Annotated in this window: 20 protein-coding genes; 18 read left to right on the plus strand and 2 right to left on the minus strand. The window is 35.1% G+C overall.

Going from position 1 to position 16529, the window contains the following annotated elements; all coding sequences use genetic code 11:
- The first annotated feature begins 207 nt into the window (after positions 1–207).
- The 10 genes from NST46_RS11920 to NST46_RS11965 all read left to right on the plus strand — a co-directional run bounded on the left by NST46_RS11920 (position 208) and on the right by NST46_RS11965 (position 7729).
- On the plus strand, positions 208–582 hold the full coding sequence (locus NST46_RS11920) for a hypothetical protein (RefSeq protein ID WP_193552333.1): 375 nt from the start codon (positions 208–210) through the stop codon (positions 580–582).
- A gap of 33 nt (positions 583–615) precedes the next feature.
- Entirely contained in the window at positions 616–1041 is a 426-nt protein-coding gene (gene fosM / locus NST46_RS11925) for a FosM family fosfomycin resistance protein (RefSeq protein ID WP_341137258.1), read from the plus strand.
- 54 nt (positions 1042–1095) lie between these two features.
- Positions 1096–1980: an alpha/beta hydrolase gene (locus NST46_RS11930; RefSeq protein ID WP_341137259.1), complete on the plus strand. Its 885-nt coding sequence runs from the start codon at positions 1096–1098 to the stop codon at positions 1978–1980.
- Between the two features lie 43 nt (positions 1981–2023).
- Positions 2024–2509, plus strand: a complete 486-nt coding sequence (locus NST46_RS11935; RefSeq protein WP_341137260.1) for an HIT family protein — start codon at positions 2024–2026, stop codon at positions 2507–2509.
- Between the two features lie 226 nt (positions 2510–2735).
- Entirely contained in the window at positions 2736–3524 is a 789-nt protein-coding gene (locus NST46_RS11940; protein ID WP_341137334.1) for a lipid II flippase Amj family protein, read from the plus strand.
- A gap of 301 nt (positions 3525–3825) precedes the next feature.
- Positions 3826–5109, plus strand: coding sequence for a histidine--tRNA ligase (locus NST46_RS11945; RefSeq protein ID WP_341137261.1), 1284 nt, complete (start codon positions 3826–3828; stop codon positions 5107–5109).
- Between the two features lie 254 nt (positions 5110–5363).
- Entirely contained in the window at positions 5364–6074 is a 711-nt protein-coding gene (locus NST46_RS11950; RefSeq protein WP_340003034.1) for a hypothetical protein, read from the plus strand.
- Between the two features lie 102 nt (positions 6075–6176).
- Entirely contained in the window at positions 6177–6833 is a 657-nt protein-coding gene (locus NST46_RS11955) for an HAD family hydrolase (protein WP_340003035.1), read from the plus strand.
- A 108-nt stretch (positions 6834–6941) separates the two neighbouring features.
- The gene (locus NST46_RS11960) at positions 6942–7382 is read left to right on the plus strand and encodes a GNAT family N-acetyltransferase (RefSeq protein WP_341137262.1); all 441 of its coding nucleotides are present in this window, start codon (positions 6942–6944) and stop codon (positions 7380–7382) included.
- A complete protein-coding gene (locus tag NST46_RS11965; RefSeq protein ID WP_341137263.1) occupies positions 7379–7729 on the plus strand; it encodes a GNAT family N-acetyltransferase in 351 nt (116 codons plus the stop codon). The genes NST46_RS11960 and NST46_RS11965 overlap by 4 nt, the downstream gene beginning before the upstream one ends.
- A gap of 77 nt (positions 7730–7806) precedes the next feature.
- Here NST46_RS11965 and NST46_RS11970 read toward each other — a convergent pair whose 3' ends face one another.
- Complete coding sequence (locus NST46_RS11970; RefSeq protein ID WP_303447679.1) at positions 7807–8280, minus strand: hypothetical protein; 474 nt, start codon at positions 8278–8280, stop codon at positions 7807–7809.
- A gap of 273 nt (positions 8281–8553) precedes the next feature.
- On the opposite strand from NST46_RS11970, the gene NST46_RS11975 reads away from it, so the two are divergent.
- Positions 8554–8985, plus strand: a complete 432-nt coding sequence (locus tag NST46_RS11975; RefSeq protein ID WP_341137264.1) for a DUF7878 domain-containing protein — start codon at positions 8554–8556, stop codon at positions 8983–8985.
- Positions 8986–9204: 219 nt separating this feature from the next.
- Here the strand turns inward: NST46_RS11975 and NST46_RS11980 are convergent, their stop codons facing one another.
- Positions 9205–9555 (minus strand): hypothetical protein, encoded by a 351-nt coding sequence (locus NST46_RS11980; protein ID WP_341137265.1) that lies wholly within the window; start codon positions 9553–9555, stop codon positions 9205–9207.
- A gap of 147 nt (positions 9556–9702) precedes the next feature.
- On the opposite strand from NST46_RS11980, the gene NST46_RS11985 reads away from it, so the two are divergent.
- From NST46_RS11985 to NST46_RS12015, 7 genes are all read left to right on the plus strand, one after another.
- Entirely contained in the window at positions 9703–9852 is a 150-nt protein-coding gene (locus tag NST46_RS11985; RefSeq protein WP_341137266.1) for a hypothetical protein, read from the plus strand.
- A gap of 83 nt (positions 9853–9935) precedes the next feature.
- On the plus strand, positions 9936–10766 hold the full coding sequence (locus NST46_RS11990; RefSeq protein WP_341137267.1) for a TIM barrel protein: 831 nt from the start codon (positions 9936–9938) through the stop codon (positions 10764–10766).
- A gap of 45 nt (positions 10767–10811) precedes the next feature.
- A complete protein-coding gene (locus NST46_RS11995; RefSeq protein WP_303447674.1) occupies positions 10812–11210 on the plus strand; it encodes a VOC family protein in 399 nt (132 codons plus the stop codon).
- A 71-nt stretch (positions 11211–11281) separates the two neighbouring features.
- On the plus strand, positions 11282–12070 hold the full coding sequence (locus NST46_RS12000; protein ID WP_303447673.1) for an MBL fold metallo-hydrolase: 789 nt from the start codon (positions 11282–11284) through the stop codon (positions 12068–12070).
- A gap of 221 nt (positions 12071–12291) precedes the next feature.
- Positions 12292–12753 carry a VOC family protein gene (locus tag NST46_RS12005; RefSeq protein ID WP_303447672.1) on the plus strand — a complete coding sequence of 154 codons (462 nt, stop codon included), beginning with the start codon at positions 12292–12294 and terminating at the stop codon, positions 12751–12753.
- Between the two features lie 306 nt (positions 12754–13059).
- Complete coding sequence (gene fdhF / locus NST46_RS12010) at positions 13060–16050, plus strand: formate dehydrogenase subunit alpha (RefSeq protein WP_341137268.1); 2991 nt, start codon at positions 13060–13062, stop codon at positions 16048–16050.
- Entirely contained in the window at positions 16025–16516 is a 492-nt protein-coding gene (locus tag NST46_RS12015; protein WP_251659635.1) for a DUF1641 domain-containing protein, read from the plus strand. Before fdhF ends, NST46_RS12015 begins: the two co-directional genes overlap by 26 nt.
- Positions 16517–16529 lie beyond the last annotated feature (13 nt).

A 16529-nucleotide genomic window follows, 5' to 3' on the forward strand; every position in this document is an offset into this window, starting at 1 on the left:
AAATCTCATAAGCGGTTTGACACAACCGGGCTTGCGAAAGTCAAAAGATGCGGTCGCTAATGGAAGCAAAGGCTTTTTTGGCCGTAAATGTTCTAAACAAAGTTGTCTCAGTGTTAGTAACCCTAGATGCCGAGCGTACCTAATAGTTCGAACTGTGGATGCCGGTTCTAACGAAAGCAGCGGATTTAGAACCCCACTGCTTTAGCTGTGGGAGTGTCAGTTACTGGATTAAAAGCAACATCACATTGGAAGCCAATCAATCTTCTAAAGGATTTTGGAGTTACACCAGTTAGAGAGAGAGTCGTTGAACAAGGAAAGTATATAACAGCTGCAGGAGTCTCCGCAGGTATAGACATGGCGTTATATCTAGTGAATAAAATTGTGGGAGAAGATGAAACGAAAGCTATTCAACTTGCGATAGAATATGACCCACAGCCGATAGTTGACTCTGGAAATTACTCGAATGCAGATGAAAGAATTAGAAAAATAGCAGAAAAGAAATTAACAAAAGATGCAACAAAAGGACTTGGATTACTGGGTATGATAAAAAACTCAAAAGATATTCTTAAAATGATTAAATAGATTAAACGGATAGATTTTTTGGGGGTGATAAAGGTGTCGATAAAAGGTCTAAATCATTTTTTATTTTCCGTTTCTAATTTAGAAAATTCTATTGCATTTTATCAAAATGTATTCGATGCGAAGCTGTTAGTAAAGGGGAGAAGCACTGCCTACTTTGACTTAAATGGAATGTGGCTTGCTCTCAATCAAGAGAAAGATATCCCCCGTAATGAAATAAGCCACTCTTACACACATATTGCTTTTTCAATTGAAGTACAGGAATTCGATAAGATGTACGACAAGCTAAACAGATTAAATGTAAATATATTGTCAGGTCGACCGAGAGATGAGCGAGATAAAAAGTCTATTTATTTTACGGATCCGGATGGGCATAAATTTGAATTTCATACAGGGACATTACAAGATAGATTGGATTACTATAAGCAAGAGAAAACACATATGGAATTTTTGATTGAATAGGTTGGTATTTAGATTAAATAGCTTTAACTAGGGGGGAGAAATATAAGAAAGTTTTTGAAAGTAAATAATAACAAAATAGAAATTCTTCAAAAAGGGGATAAAGGTACCCCCATAATTATTCTTATTGGAATGGGTTGTTCTTTTTATGAATGGTATGAGGTAACAGAATCAATAAGTAGATCAAACAGAATCATAATGTTTCATAGACCTGGTCTTGGTCAAAGTGAAATTGGTAATGAAATTCGTAATACACAGGCCGTAGTGAATGATCTAACTGAAATCATATCTCAGCTCAAAATCTATGAACCTGTCATTTTGGTTGGTCACTCATATGGTGGGCTATGCGCTCAGCATTTTGCAATTGAGTATCCTGATAAAGTTAAAGGATTAGTATTAGTAGATTCAACTTCTGTTGATTTGAAAGAATTAGACGAGTTAAATTTGCCTGTTTTAGATGAAGAGGAAACAGATGAAAAGTGGATGGAAAAATGTTCTTCCTATTCTATTATGGAACAGAAAGAATTAAGAAAAGTAATAAACCCTTCTCTTACTGAAAAGCAGAAGCATCTCCCTATCTATATTCAACAATTGCTAATTGACTTTCAAATAAATCCTTATCTTTATAAAGCAATGTATTCTGAAATTAAAAATTGGAAAAATGACGCTAAGATAATTAAGAGCTTAGGGAAGTTTCCTGATATCCCGTTAATCGTTATTGGTCGAGATAAAGAGTATAACATTAAGCTGGGGACTATGGATGGTTTGCCTGAAAGGGAGATAATATTATTGGAAGAGAAGTGGCAGGAACTTATTGTCAGCCAAGCTAAACTTAGCCAAAATAGTGAATTGATATTTGCTAAAGAATCAAGTCATTCAATTCATCTGGATAGACCAGAAGTAATCGTTCATTCTCTCAATAGTATTATTAACAAACTTTAAATGTTAGATCATTCTTTTGAACATAGACTAGGAGGATAAGTCTGTGAGAAAAATAACGTTATCAAATGGAAAAACGGTTGAGGTTGCTTGTTTAAGTTGTGCAATAACAAGTAATTTGATTGAACCAGATGGTGGTATTGTATTTGAAACGGAGTATTTTCACGCGCATCAAGATGTTGCTTATCCTATTAAGGGACTTATAATTTTAGCTTCAAAACGGCATATCAAATGTTTTGATGAACTAACAGAGAAAGAAAAAATAGATTACATCCAGCTTCTGTCAAAGATAAGAAAAGCTCAGAGAGATGTTTTAGGAATTGAGTACGTTTATTATTTCTACAATGAAGATACAACACATCATTTTCATACGTGGATGGTTCCGAGATATGATTGGATGTACGAATTTGGTCGCTCAGTTGAATCAGTTAGACCCGTACTTCTATACGCTCGTAACAAAATGAATACGAAAGAAAATATTCAAGAAGTATTGGATGCTATTGATTCTTTAGCTAAGGAATTAAATAAGTGATATTTTAGTTTACCCTTTCTAAATTAGAAACAGATTGTTGTAGTAGGTGGATAGTTTTCCATTAAAATCAGTATGTTTTTTTAGCTGAACTTAATGAGTTTAATGTTAAAATTGAAAGTATTGTAAAGTTAATAGAGAAATCAAATACGAAGATATCGGGATTTTTCTTTCAAACAAATAAAATGAAGTAGGTAATGTCTTGGAATATTTTACAACACAATTAATAATGATAGCACTGTTTACCCTAATCATTCATTCAATCGAAACTTTAGCATATTCAGTGCGCTTGTCGGGAGCAAGAGTAAGACTATTAGCATCGGCCCTTTCCTTGTTTAATGTAATGGTGATGGTTTCGAGGTTGGCTAATATGATGCAGCAGCCTTTCACAGGGAGCTTGATAGATAATGCTCCAAAAGAAAATGCTTTAGAATTCGTTGCTAGTCAATATCGGATTTTAATTGGTTCTGCCACAGTAGGAACCATTATCGGTGTACTTTTACTGCCGACATTTATTGCTATTTTTTCGCGGGCAATCATTCATTTAGCAGAGGAACGCGGTTCTATCCCGACGTTAATGAGAAAGGGATTTACATTACCTTACTTAAAACGTGCAAAAAAGCATATTCATTTACCTAGGTATACATATTTGAAAGATATGAACTGGGGAGATATACCGATTAAGTTATTCTGTATTAATATGTTGATTACCGCAATCTATACAATCGGTGTATTATCTGCATTATATGCTGCATTGCTTGCACCTGAGCGGGAAACTACGGCTGTAATGGCTTCAGGTTTAATTAATGGGGTGGCAACTATCTTACTAATTGTTTTTATTGACCCTAAGATTTCAATCCTTGCAGATGATGTGATCAACAAAAAAGGAAGCTATATTAATTTAAAAAACGCATCTATAATGATGGTGACATCACGTTTATTGGGTACACTTTTAGCACAGTTATTGTTCATACCAGGTGCGAAGTATGTAGCATGGTTTACTCAGTTTATTGTATAGTTAGGAAAGTACATATGTGAGAATATCAAATCTGATAAGTGGACCTATGTGAAAAGTATAAGAAATAATGGTTGAAATAAACTCAATATCACGATATAATAAATGAAATTTTTGAGGTGAGTAAAAATGCTTCTGTTCAAGCTTTCGTTCACACAATTACATCATCATATCAATTAGCCTTGCTATTGGATTTTAAAAAATCGCAAATAGGAAGGCTATTTATCATTAACCGTATTTGATTAAGTTCAACACTTCAATCAAGTGCGGTTTTTTATTTTATAAAAATTTGGAGGTTAGCGTCATGAAAAAAATGGATTATCAAAATGTAAAAGGTACACAGGATTATTTGTCGAATGCGGAGGTTGTACGTCGGAATATTAGAAGAACATTAGAAGACGTCTTTATTCAATATGGATGTAAACCGCTGGAAACCCCAATATTAAATTACACGGAATTATTAGCTTCTAAATATGGTGGGGGAGCAGAGATATTAGAGGAAATGTATACATTAACGGATAGAGGGGAGAGGGATTTAGCATTGCGGTATGATCTCACTATTCCGTTTGCAAAGGTTGTTGCAATGAACCCCACATTGAGGATGCCTTTTAAACGCTATGAAATTGGGAAAGTATTTCGAGATGGGCCAATCAAAACAGGGAGGCTTCGGGAATTCACGCAATGTGATGTTGATATTGTAGGTGTTGAGTCACAAATAGCTGAGGCAGAATTAATGGTGATGGCTCTTGATGCATTCAGTAAGATTGATTTAAAGGTAACTATACAATATAACAATCGAAAATTGCTCACAGGAATGCTTGAAGTATTTGGTGTAGAAAGTGAAAAACGCAATAAAGCAGTGTTAATACTTGATAAGTTAGAAAAGATCGGATTAGAAGCTGTTATCACTGAGCTAAGTGAACAAGGATTAGCAAATTCAACGATAGCATCCATTCGGAAATTCTTGAGGGATGAGAATAATATTACCTTTAACTATTTTGAAACTTACGCTAACCAAAATGAACAGGTACGGGAAGGGTTAAATGAATTAAAAGAGCTAGATTCCTATCTTGACTATCTAAGTGTTGATAACCAATGTGTATTTAATCCTTTTTTAGCAAGAGGCTTGGAAATCTACACAGGTACCATTTATGAAATGTTTTTATCAGATCAAACTATTAAATCAAGCATTGGCAGTGGTGGAAGGTACGATAATGCAATTGGTGGTTTGCTAGGGACAAATGAAAACTACTCAACGGTAGGAATATCATTTGGCTTAGATGTAATTTACACGGCCATACGTAATTCCGAGAAGCGTTTAGAAGTCAGTCAGGATGTAGATTATTATATCGTTCCATTGGGCACTCCAAAAGAATCATTAATGGTAGCAAAGTATTTAAGAAAGAAGGGATTTTCAGTCGAATATGAAATGAGTAACAAGAAACTAGGAAAGGCACTTAATAAAGCAAACAAAGAAAAGATTCGTAACGTCGTTATTATTGGGGAAGATGAAGTGAAAAACAATCAGATTAAAATTAAAGATATGATTACTGGAGATGAAAATATTGATACCTATTTGTTTAGGTGAATTAAAGGATAATTGTTTTGAAAGAAAGGGGATATTTTCTAGACGAATGGTTTATTTGTTTTTTTCATACTCCAATCATTTCTTGCGTTCATTTAAATTGAAAAGGTAGATAGTTTAAAGTTTAAATCAGAGTCAGGTTCACTAGAATCTTTTCATTTAGGCAACAACTTCGCGTTTATAAAGATAGAGATATATAATATTTTATGAAGAAGGTTGTACCCTTGTAAGGTTGAGATGCAGAAAGGAATGATCGAATGAAAAGGGGAACAAAGATTTTTTATTACAATGTAGCTCTACTAATGCTGGTACTATTACTTGTTGGGTGTTCTGACAGTGCGCGCGAAGAAGCAGACGCAGGTACTAATGAGGATGCTTTGGCTTCAGAACCAGTAAAAGAAACTGAGGAGCCAAAAGAAAATAATCAAGTAGAAGAAAATTCAAAGAATGGAGAGCCGTCTGCAGAATCAGAAGAGACCATAAGGAATGATTCAATTGAAACACCTTCAGAAGAAACTAGCAATGGAGAATCAACTATTGCAACAGGCAATGAAGAAGAAAATTCATTGTCGACATATTCTTCAGAGGAAATCGAATATGCTCGAGTTTGGTTACAGCTTGGTCCAAATCAAGAAATAGATGAATTGAATGTTTTACATATTCCAGCTGGCGAACCACTGAATCCTGATGATAATACCGACGTTAAATATCCAGAGGATGTTATCCAGCTTAGCGGCTCTCGCTTAGTTGATGGATCAGTAACATATAGTGGTAATGGAGACGGCACGATTAATATATATAACGTCCCATTACGTTGGTACGGTGGATTCTCGCCACCTGATGATTTAGATAAGAATGATGTTATAGCAGAAATGGAGAATATTATTGAGAATACGGAGCTAGTGTATATTGAACCAGGTATGGATGAGGAAGTCATAGATTTAATTGAATTATTAAATATTCATTGATTAATGTAAAGCATAATTGTTTAAAAGTATGGATTTATTTGTATTTGCTATTATGATCACCTTAAAAAAATTAATCAGTAATTGTAATTGGAGAGGGAAAATATGCAGAAAGCACTAATCTTTGATATGGACGGCACACTCTTTCAAACAGATAGAATATTAGAGTTATCTCTTGACGACACGTTTAACTATTTGCGAACGCAAGGTAAATGGGAAGGGGAAACCCCCATTGAAAAATATCGGGAAATTATGGGCGTCCCATTACCTAAAGTATGGGAAACACTGCTGCCTGATCATTCTATAGATGTAAGAGAACAAACGGATGTTTATTTCTTGGAAAGTTTAATCGAAAATATAAATAATAGTAAAGGTGCTTTATATCCTAATGTTAAAGAAGTCTTCAGTTATTTAACGAAGAATAATTGGTCCGTTTTTATAGCGAGCAATGGTTTAAAGGAATATTTAAATGCGATTGTAAGGTATTATCATTTGGATAATTGGGTTACCGAAACATTTAGTATACAACAAATAAAATCATTGAATAAGTCCGACTTAGTGCAAGATATTGTAAAAAAATATGGTATTACCAATGCACCAGTAGTAGGAGATCGTCTATCAGATATAAAAGCAGCGAAAGACAATGGTTTAGTTGCAATTGGTTGTAATTTTGATTTTGCACAAGAAGATGAATTGGCCAAGGCTGACTTTGTTATCGATGACTTAATTGAACTAAAAGAGGTTTTAGCTAAATTATTCTAAGATTCCGGCTGTTATTCTATATAATAGAAGAACACGTATAGATAAGCTACTTGTTCCTCTTTCCTTATATGTTAATAGGGCTAAACCTAAGTAAAGGATTTGTTCGAGATGAAAGTGTTAAAAGAGACAGAATATCATCGCGTTCTACCTGTGTTAATAGAGAATTCGAGAAGGTGTCCAACATTTGCTTATTCTGTTGCGGAAAACATAATCCCTGGAATTGTGTATGCAGATGATCAAATTCAACCGAGAACAGTTTTAATTGGCACTAGAAATGGTGTATATTTTATTGCTGGTAATGAATGCAACCCTACATTTAATGATGCATTTTTCGCTTTGTACAAACAGCATACTAGGGAAAGTGCTAGATTCACGTTGTTTTCAGCCACAGGAAATTGGGACAGGGTCATATATAACCTTCTCAAAGAAGAAATAATTCAAATGAAAAGAAGTTCATTTGAATATAATCCAAGAAATTACCCGGTTAAAAAAAGCAGTTACCTAGTGGATTTACGATCAGAGAAATTAGCCAAAAGACCATTGAAATGAGTTCTAGTTTTAATGAAAGTTATTATGATCAGTATTGGAATGGCATACCAAACTTCCTGAAATATGGATTCGGTTTTTGTGTAATAAATAATGATCGGGAAGTAGTAAGTGAGTGTACTTCTATCTTTACCAGTCAATCTTTTGTAGAAATTGATATCGTGACACAGAGTCAATATACTGGTAAAAGTTTCGCTTTTATTTTAGGAATGTCATTTATCGATAAATGTTTGGAAAAAAGGCTAACACCTAGATGGGACTGTGATGTGGAAAATATTAGCTCTATAAAATTGGCTGCTAAGTTAGGGTTTGTTAATCCAGTTGAGTATTCAATATTTGTTCGAAAATAATATAAATATATCGGTGAGACAAAATCATAGATTAATCTGAGAGAAATGGACGATTTCCAGATAACTCTCCATTTCTCTTAAAGGGATTCTTCATTTAAAAACGTTTCATCAATCTCCGGCTTTTGATATAAATTAATTCGCTCTTGAACATTATCACTTTCATTAGGATCCCACCACTCAATTATCATATAAACACCACTTAATTCATCGAAATCAATGGGGGCGCCACCTTCTAATGTTCCGGTCGTTTGCTCTTTAATATCTGCGCGTCCAGAGACTGAGCCAGCATGAATTTTATGATCTACGCCATTAATAACCGCATATGTATCAAAGCTAAAGGAATCTGTAATATATTTATTTTCTTCCTTCATTATCAGCTTTCCATTTCCGACCTTTATTTCATCTGGGGTTAATATTATTTCATAACCAGACAATCTCCAAGTCTCACTATCGCCCAACAGGGATAAATAATAATTCGTTTCCAATTGCTGATCCTGACATGCAAATAAAATGAAAAGCAACGGAACTAAACTAAATAAAACCTTTTTCACTATCGGAATCCCCCTTTCATTACAACCGTTCCTTTATCTTAAAGATATAGTTGAAATCATTCCAAAAATTCTATTTTTAATATAACATAGATTTAAGGGGGAATTTGGTAAAGGCGATGAAGGATACTGAGAAATGAAAAAGAAATTATGGATACTAATTCTAATTTAATTAATTACAATTGGTGGAGGTTACACCACTCAGACTTCAACGTTTAATTCATTTTCTAAGAATGTAATTAACCTTAATAGAAAGTATAACGACAGGGTGATTTTATGGACATTAAGTTATCATTTATTTTAAACACTGTTAAACCAAATGAAACTGAATCACAATATTCTTCTTACGACATTGGATTTATTGAGGGCGAGTTAAAGATTTCGCTAAATGAAAGAGTATTTTTCTACGACCCATACATCAATCTTGCGGAGCTGGGAATTCAATTGGGAGAGTGGATCCAACAAGTACAAAAAGGATATAGAGTAAATATGAATTATGAGACAATTGATCACGATGAGGTAATTCTTAACTTTCTTCATGTAGCTAAGGACAATTGGCATATTTTTTCAATCTGGCAGGATTTTGAGTCTAAAGAATTCATAACTACTGCGAAATTAGTGGAAGCTGTTAAGGAATATTTATATAGTTTAAACAATGAACTCAAAGCAATAGACTATGTTGTAAAACTTGATAAATACCTAAAATAAAATGGGATTTTAGTAGGGTAAACCTTGCTCTCAAAGGCTTTCCTTAAAGTTTAACAAAGCCTTAATTAAAAAAGGGTTAAAGCCAGAAGCAATTTGATTGAGGGGAATGTATGATTTTAAAATCAGTTTATGTTGAAGATCCAAGTGGATTTCGGATCGAAGCTTTGTCAAAGTGAAGTTATTGAACAACAGACACAAAAGGGCTAATTCCGAGCCCTTTTATGCCAACTCAATCTTATAAACTCCACGATTCGTTGTAAGAACAAATGTCTCCCCATTAAATTCATAGAGGGAGTCATCCTGCAGGGGGATTTCATAATTCGATGATGGGAGTGATACATTACTCATAGTAGTCAGTGTTTCTATTTGGCCATCTCCATGTAAAAGTAAGCTATGTTTCGGTACGTAGTCATCGATTCTGCGCAAGTTTTGATCATAGGAAATATTTTGCAGATTCAATACTGTTTGATCGACATCATCTAATTCGTGCTTGGTAATTTTAATTGTTCTTCCGCTCCACTGTTGAAGCAATACATTAAACTCTTCAACAGATAAAAATTCATGATCCATAGAATCCCTCCTGACTTTAAATTCTCCTACATTCAAAGTAAATATGCAGATTAAAATTTTATTCCAAGTGAATAAAGATAGTAGAATAATTAGCATCCGCCTTTCAAGCTTGTTACAATAAGAATCCATCTATATTTTCTGTATAATGTGAAACTTAATGAATTATCAATTCGTAAACAAATACAGGTGGTGATCATTATAAATAATAATATTCTATTAGAGGGTGCAAAAGAATTTGGTGCTGATTATTCAGACTTAAAATTAATTGGAGGATTTTCAAACAATACAGACCAATAGAATTTATGAAATCTAGAAGTGCCTAACAGTCACAAACGAGTTTACGTATCTAAAAGCTATAATAGATTGAAGGAGAGGAAAAGATGCATCATCACATAGGACTTTCTGGAAGTACAATTATGTCAGATCCTGAGAAAATCCCTTTATTATTTGATAAGGATAATGTGAGTCATATTGAAATTGGCGAATTTCCAAGTGAGGATTCCTTTAATTATTTCATAGAGTTAACGAATAAAGAAAATAAAACGTTTGGACTGCATTCTCCATTGTACAGAAATCAAAGTAAATACGATTTGCTGGAAAAGGTAAATTACGAACCGGAGCAGGCTTGGAGACAGTTTGAATCGGAAGTTAACTATATGTCCAAGTTAGGCGCGGCTTATATTTTAGTACACTTTCCTTACTTCAAAGAAGAAAAAGACATTGATTCTGCTGAAATTATTGAAAGCGGATTAAAAAGATTGCATCAGCTGCAAGAAAGATATTCTATACCAATTGTGTGCGAACCAAAATTAGGTCTTAACAGATCCGCGTTTGGTATAAAAGCACTGGATGCATTTCCAATTGAAATCTGGGATAGGTATGGAATAAAACTTTGCATTGATATCGGGGATTATGTATTGGCGGTTGGCGATGAAGCAATAGATTATATCGAAAAGTGGAAAAAGCATGTAAAGGTAGTACATTTACACAACGTAGAGTTTCACAATGATAAATATATTTGGGTGCCTGTTCATCCATCTCACGAAAATAGCAATTCGCATTTTAAAGTAAAGAATTTAATTTATCAGCTATCGACAAATTCGGATGTGTTTTTCATTTTTGAACATACGCCACATACAAATCCGACAGAAGCCTTTGTTAATGAAGGGATTGATTGGGTGAAAGATATAATAGGCATAATAGGCGACTAACCAAATTCAAGACCCAGCAATGATTATTTAGAGGAGGAATTTATCATGGAATTTACGCACACTCGATTGCTTGTAGACAATTATAAAGAATGTTTTTTATTTTATAGAGATGTATTAGGGTTTGACGTGTCTTGGGGCGATGAGAATTCTAATTATGCCGATTTTAAATTTAATGGAGCTACTTTAGGTGTTTTTGATCGTAAACAGATGATTAAAGCAATTGGTGGAGATTATTCTACTGATATTGAAAAAGTAGATAGGACAGCTTTAATTTTTAGTGTAGAAAGCGTGGAAGAATCATATCAAGCATTAAAAAATAAAGTGAATTTTATTACGAAACCAACCGAACAAAAGAATTGGGGTATTAAGGTAGCGCATTTTAGGGATCCTGCTGGGTCACTGATAGAAATTTATGAAAGCATCGAAATGAGCACAGAATTTTAATTGTGTTAAAGGACAGATTTTCAAAAATAATATAATCATTTAGTAAGTAAAAATAGAGAGGGAGCGTTTAAATGGTTGGTATTACAGACGCTTGGTTCACAGTGACGCAAATAGACGATACTACGTTTGCTATTAGTGAGTTCGGACATTGGGAAAAAGTCCACTCCTACTTGTTAATAGGTGAAGAGAAGGCAGCATTAATTGATACAGGACTGGGGATTGACAATATAAAACGAATTACTGACCAACTAACAAGCCTGCCAATTATTGTTCTAACCACCCATGTTCACTGGGATCATATCGGAAGTCATTCTGAATTTAAGGACATCTATGTCCATAAGGATGAAGAAGACTGGCTTATCAATGGAATTAAGCAACTTTCCATAGAGCAAATAAGAAAAGATGTAAGTCGTGATATTACCTTACCTACTCCAGTGACATTTAATCCTGCTACATACAGACCATATCAAGGAAAGCCTACTGGTCTATTAAATGATGGGGATGAAATAGAGATAGGAAATAGAAACTTGACGATTTACCATACGCCAGGCCATTCCCCAGGTCATATATCTATCTTAGATAATCATACTGGTTATTTGTTTACAGGAGATTTACTCTATGATGAGACTCCAATCTATGCTTTCTTTCCTACAACTAATCCGATGGAGTTAGTACAATCATTAGAAAGAATCTCAACGATTCCCCACGTAACGAAGATTTTTGGTGGACATAATACGATAGGGCTGAATCCCGATCTTTTACAAGAAGTGAAAAATACAGCAAAAGAGCTAAGAGATGAAGGACTTATAAAATTTGGAACTGGTATTCATCAATTCAAAGGGTTTCGTGTTCAATTTTAAAGAAATTCTTATAGCTAATAGGGCATCTTAAGAGAAGTATTAGAGGTATCAAAATCATCTAAACTTCAGTTTTTGAGATGGTTTTTAAATGCCAAATATTAAAGGGAATTATGTTTTAGTTGCTACATTCACAAGCTCGAGTGGTACTGCTCAATATGTGGGAAACATGTTGATTCAATAAATGTAATTTACTTGTTAGAGTAAAAGGAGAATTATCTATCATGATTAAAGGATTATACGAAGCGCATTTACCAGTCAGTAACTTAAAACGGTCAATTGAATTTTATGAAAATCTAGGTCTCGTGCTTGATCATATTGTTGAAGAGAGGCTGGCATTTTTATGGATTGAAAGAGACAAAAGTTGGCTTGGATTATGGGAATCAGAAAATGTACAGCTAGAATACCATCCTTCGATAAGACATATCGCATTTCAAGTAACATTAGAAGACCTTAAGAAATCAGTTGGTTGGTTACAAAGTATAGGATATGAACCAAGGGAGGCATTTGGTTTTAAACCCGTAGAACCGTTCGTAATGCCACATGAAAGCTACGCTCATGCTAAAATCCATTTCAATGATCCAGATGGCAATAGTTTAGAACTAATTTGCAAACTAGAAAATCCTAAAAAGATAGCCAAACGGATGTATTTAAGCGAATGGGAACAATTGAATTCACATACATAAAATTAATTAAATGATGAGAGTTTGAATTTTGTAATACATTCCATATATATATTAACGTACTCGCTATATTTTTAGCGGGTCTTTTTTCTTTGTTGAAGCGGTTATAAAAAAACTAAAGTGAAAGCTATCATTCACTTTAATTAATTCTATCACACCTTCCTGAAACCAATTGACGACTATTCTTCACTTGATTCTTCGTGTAAAAGCAACATGCCCTCACTCACCTTGTTTACAAACTCCAGTTATATTTTAAATTTTTTAGTAAATACTTTCATATAAAGGAAAATAAGGTGGTGAGGGATTTTTATGGAAAGTCGTAGTTTCCAAATAACCGTAAATGACATTACAATCGAAGCAAAAGATGGGCAATTTATTTTAGAGGCAGCTTTAGAAAGCAATATTTATATTCCCGGTATTTGTTCGTCACAACCAGATCTAGGTATAGGAACTATTCAAACTTGTGACACATGCTTTGTAGAAGTCGATGGGCAATTAAGACGAGCATGTGCGACAAAAGCGGAACCCGATATGGTTGTAAACTCTGTGTCAGAAACAGCAAAAGAAGCACAGTTAGAGGGTATGTCACGTATTCTGAAGGACCATGAGCTTTATTGTACTGTTTGTGACAATAACAATGGAAATTGTGTGGTACATAATACTGCAGAATACTTAGAACTAGAGCACCAAAAATACGAATTTACACCCAAACCGTATCCTCCAGATAATTCACATCCATTTTATCGATATGAGCCTGATCAATGTATCAAATGTGGGTTGTGCGTGGAGGGATGTCAGGACTTGCAAGTAAGTGAAGTGCTTAGCATTGATTGGGATCGGGAACACCCAAGGGTCATTTGGGATAATGATGTGCCAATTAATGAATCTTCTTGTGTATCATGTGGACATTGTGTTTCCGTATGTCCTTGTAACGCTCTAATGGAAAAATCCATGCTCGGTGAAGCTGGGTACATGACGGGAATACCAAATAATATCCTTGAACCAATGATTGATCTAACAAAAGAAGTGGAACCAGGATATAAGGAAATCTTCACCATCTCCAATGTTGAAGCGGCGATGCGTGAAGATCGGATTAAGAAGACAAAAACGGTTTGTACCTATTGTGGGGTAGGTTGTAGTTTTGAAGTATGGACAAAAGGTAGAGATATTCTTAAAGTTCAACCTCAGAGTGATGCACCGGTTAACGGTATTTCTACTTGTGTCAAAGGGAAATTCGGTTGGAATTTTGTGAATAGTGAGGAGCGCCTTACCAAACCATTGATTCGTAAAGGAGATAAATTTCACGAGGCAACCTGGGAAGAAGCGCTGAGCTTAATGGCCGAGAAGTTTATGGAAATTAAAGAAAAAGAAGGTGGCGACAAGCTTGGTTTTATTGCATCTTCTAAATGTACAAACGAGGAAAATTTCCTATTCCAAAAACTAGCTCGTTCCATTTTTCAATCTAATAATGTTGATAATTGCTCGAGATACTGTCAAACTCCTGCATCAGCTGGACTTATGCGCACAGTTGGTATTGGTGGGGATTCTGGAACAATCAAGGACATCGCGGCAGCTGATTTAGTAATGGTTGTTGGTGCAAATCCTTCCGAATCCCATCCCGTATTGGCAACAAGGGTGAAAAGGGCACATAAATTACATGGTCAGAAACTGATTGTATCAGATTTGCGAAAGAATGAACTGGCTGATAGAGCTGATTTATATATTCATCCAAAACCAGGAACAGACTTAGTATGGCTGTCCGCTGTTACGAAGTATATTCTTGATCAAGGATGGGAAGATGAAGCGTTTTTACAAAAACGTGTTAATCAAGTAGAGGAGTATAAACAATCATTAGAAAAATTTACGCTTGATTATGCGGAAAAAGTAACAGGTATCTCGAAAGATACATTAATACAAGTAGCGGAAATGATACACGAATCAAACGGTACATGTATCCTTTGGGCTATGGGTGTTACACAACACCTTGGTGGTACAGACACAAGTACCGCAATTGCTAACCTTTTATTGGTCACAGGAAATTTTGGTAAACCTGCAGCAGGTGCTTATCCGCTTCGTGGTCACAATAATGTACAAGGAGCAAGTGATTTTGGAACGATGCCAAACTGGCTGCCAGGATATGAACCGATTGAAAATGATTTAGTACGTGGACGCTATGAAAAAGCATGGGGAACAAAGCTGCCTAAAGATCCTGGTCTGGATAATCACCAAATCGTGGATGGTATTATGGATGGCAACATAAAAGGCATGTACTTATTCGGTGAAGAAATGGCATTGGTTGATTCCAATATTAATTTCGTACATGAAGCATTTGAAAAACTGGAATTCTTTGTGGTGCAAGATATTTTCTTCTCTAAAACGGCCCAATTCGCAGATATTGTTTTACCAGCTGCTCCTAGTTTGGAAAAGGAAGGTACTTTTGTAAACACAGAAAGAAGAATCCAACGCTTTTACCAAGTATTAGAACCATTAGGTGATTGTAAACCAGACTGGCAAATCTTCCAGGAATTTGCAAATAAATGTGGAGCTGACTGGAAGTATGAACACCCATCTGAAATTATGGCGGAAGTAGCTAAATTAGCTCCTATTTTCGCAGGTGTAAGCTATGATCTTCTTGAAGGGTGGGATAGCCAAATTTGGCCTGTTAAACCAAACGGAGAAAGCACTCCATTGCTATATGAAGAAGAATTTAAATCTAAAGATGGTAAAGCAAAATTATTCCCAGTTGATTGGACTCCACCAATGGAGTTTGGGAAAGAATTTGATCTTCACCTAAACAATGGGCGACTTTTGGAACAATTTCATGAAGGTAATATGACTAATAAATCAGCCGGAATTAATCAGATGGTTTCCGAGCCATGGCTTGAGGTTTCAAAAGAACTAGCAGAAGAAAGAAATGTCGAGACCGGTTCACTCGTCCGTCTCATTTCCCCTTATGGAAAGGTGAAAGTGCGTGTGTTGGTATCTGAAAGAGTAACGGGGAATGAACTGTACCTGCCTATGAATACCGTGGAATACGAAAAAGCAGTAAATGCGTTAACAAGCAGTTACTATGACAAAGACACACATACACCAAATTATAAAGAGGCACAAGTAAGAATGGAAGTGCTCGAGAAAACAGGCGAATCTCCATTGCCAAAAAATAATCACCGTTTCGGTAATCCACAACCACATATCGGTGTAGAAGTAGAGAAAAAATGGAGAAGAGATGATTTTACGCCGATACCTGAAGTGATAAGAAGAGAGGGTGGTTTACGTGGCAAGGGCAATAAGGCAAATTGAGAAAAAACAACTTAGTGAAGAGGAAGAACGTGCACAAGACCTGCAAGCTATAATTAAACAAATTGCGGAAAACCGTGAAGCTATTGAAGATACCCTTATTATATTAAAAGAACTCCATGATTTTGGAGTTCTTGATATGCTCAAAGGTTTGCTGCGCACACGTGAAAAAGTAGGCGCAATTGCCGTTGAACAACTGAACCAAACTGGGATGCATAATATTATCAAAAATGGAATGAGCACCATTCAATTGCTTTCCGATATGGATCCCGATCAAATAAAGGCAATCTTTAATGGGGTAAATAAAGGATTAGAAAGAATGACAGAAGCCTCCAATTACAATGAAAATATTGGAATGTGGAACCTCTATAAGTCAACAAAAGATATTGAAGTAAGAAATTCCCTTAATGCGATGATTCAATTTTTAAGTGGTATGGGTGAAGGATTATCTCAAAAACATACTTCTTAAGTGAAGGTGATGA

Source organism: Oceanobacillus sp. FSL W7-1309, assembly GCF_038002145.1.
Classification (GTDB): Bacteria; Bacillota; Bacilli; order Bacillales; family Amphibacillaceae; genus Oceanobacillus; species Oceanobacillus profundus.

Coding starts and splice junctions, on each gene's coding strand:
- NST46_RS11965 (WP_341137263.1), top strand. CDS start 7,379: ATGAGTTCTAGTTTTAATGAAAGTTATTATGATCAGTATTGGAATGGC.
- NST46_RS12005 (WP_303447672.1), top strand. CDS start 12,292: ATGATTAAAGGATTATACGAAGCGCATTTACCAGTCAGTAACTTAAAA.
- NST46_RS11975 (WP_341137264.1), top strand. CDS start 8,554: ATGGACATTAAGTTATCATTTATTTTAAACACTGTTAAACCAAATGAA.
- NST46_RS11990 (WP_341137267.1), top strand. CDS start 9,936: ATGCATCATCACATAGGACTTTCTGGAAGTACAATTATGTCAGATCCT.
- NST46_RS12000 (WP_303447673.1), top strand. CDS start 11,282: ATGGTTGGTATTACAGACGCTTGGTTCACAGTGACGCAAATAGACGAT.
- NST46_RS11955 (WP_340003035.1), top strand. CDS start 6,177: ATGCAGAAAGCACTAATCTTTGATATGGACGGCACACTCTTTCAAACA.
- NST46_RS11940 (WP_341137334.1), top strand. CDS start 2,736: ATGATAGCACTGTTTACCCTAATCATTCATTCAATCGAAACTTTAGCA.
- NST46_RS11980 (WP_341137265.1), bottom strand. CDS start 9,555: ATGGATCATGAATTTTTATCTGTTGAAGAGTTTAATGTATTGCTTCAA.
- fdhF (WP_341137268.1), top strand. CDS start 13,060: ATGGAAAGTCGTAGTTTCCAAATAACCGTAAATGACATTACAATCGAA.
- NST46_RS11950 (WP_340003034.1), top strand. CDS start 5,364: ATGAAAAGGGGAACAAAGATTTTTTATTACAATGTAGCTCTACTAATG.
- NST46_RS11960 (WP_341137262.1), top strand. CDS start 6,942: ATGAAAGTGTTAAAAGAGACAGAATATCATCGCGTTCTACCTGTGTTA.
- NST46_RS11995 (WP_303447674.1), top strand. CDS start 10,812: ATGGAATTTACGCACACTCGATTGCTTGTAGACAATTATAAAGAATGT.
- NST46_RS11945 (WP_341137261.1), top strand. CDS start 3,826: ATGAAAAAAATGGATTATCAAAATGTAAAAGGTACACAGGATTATTTG.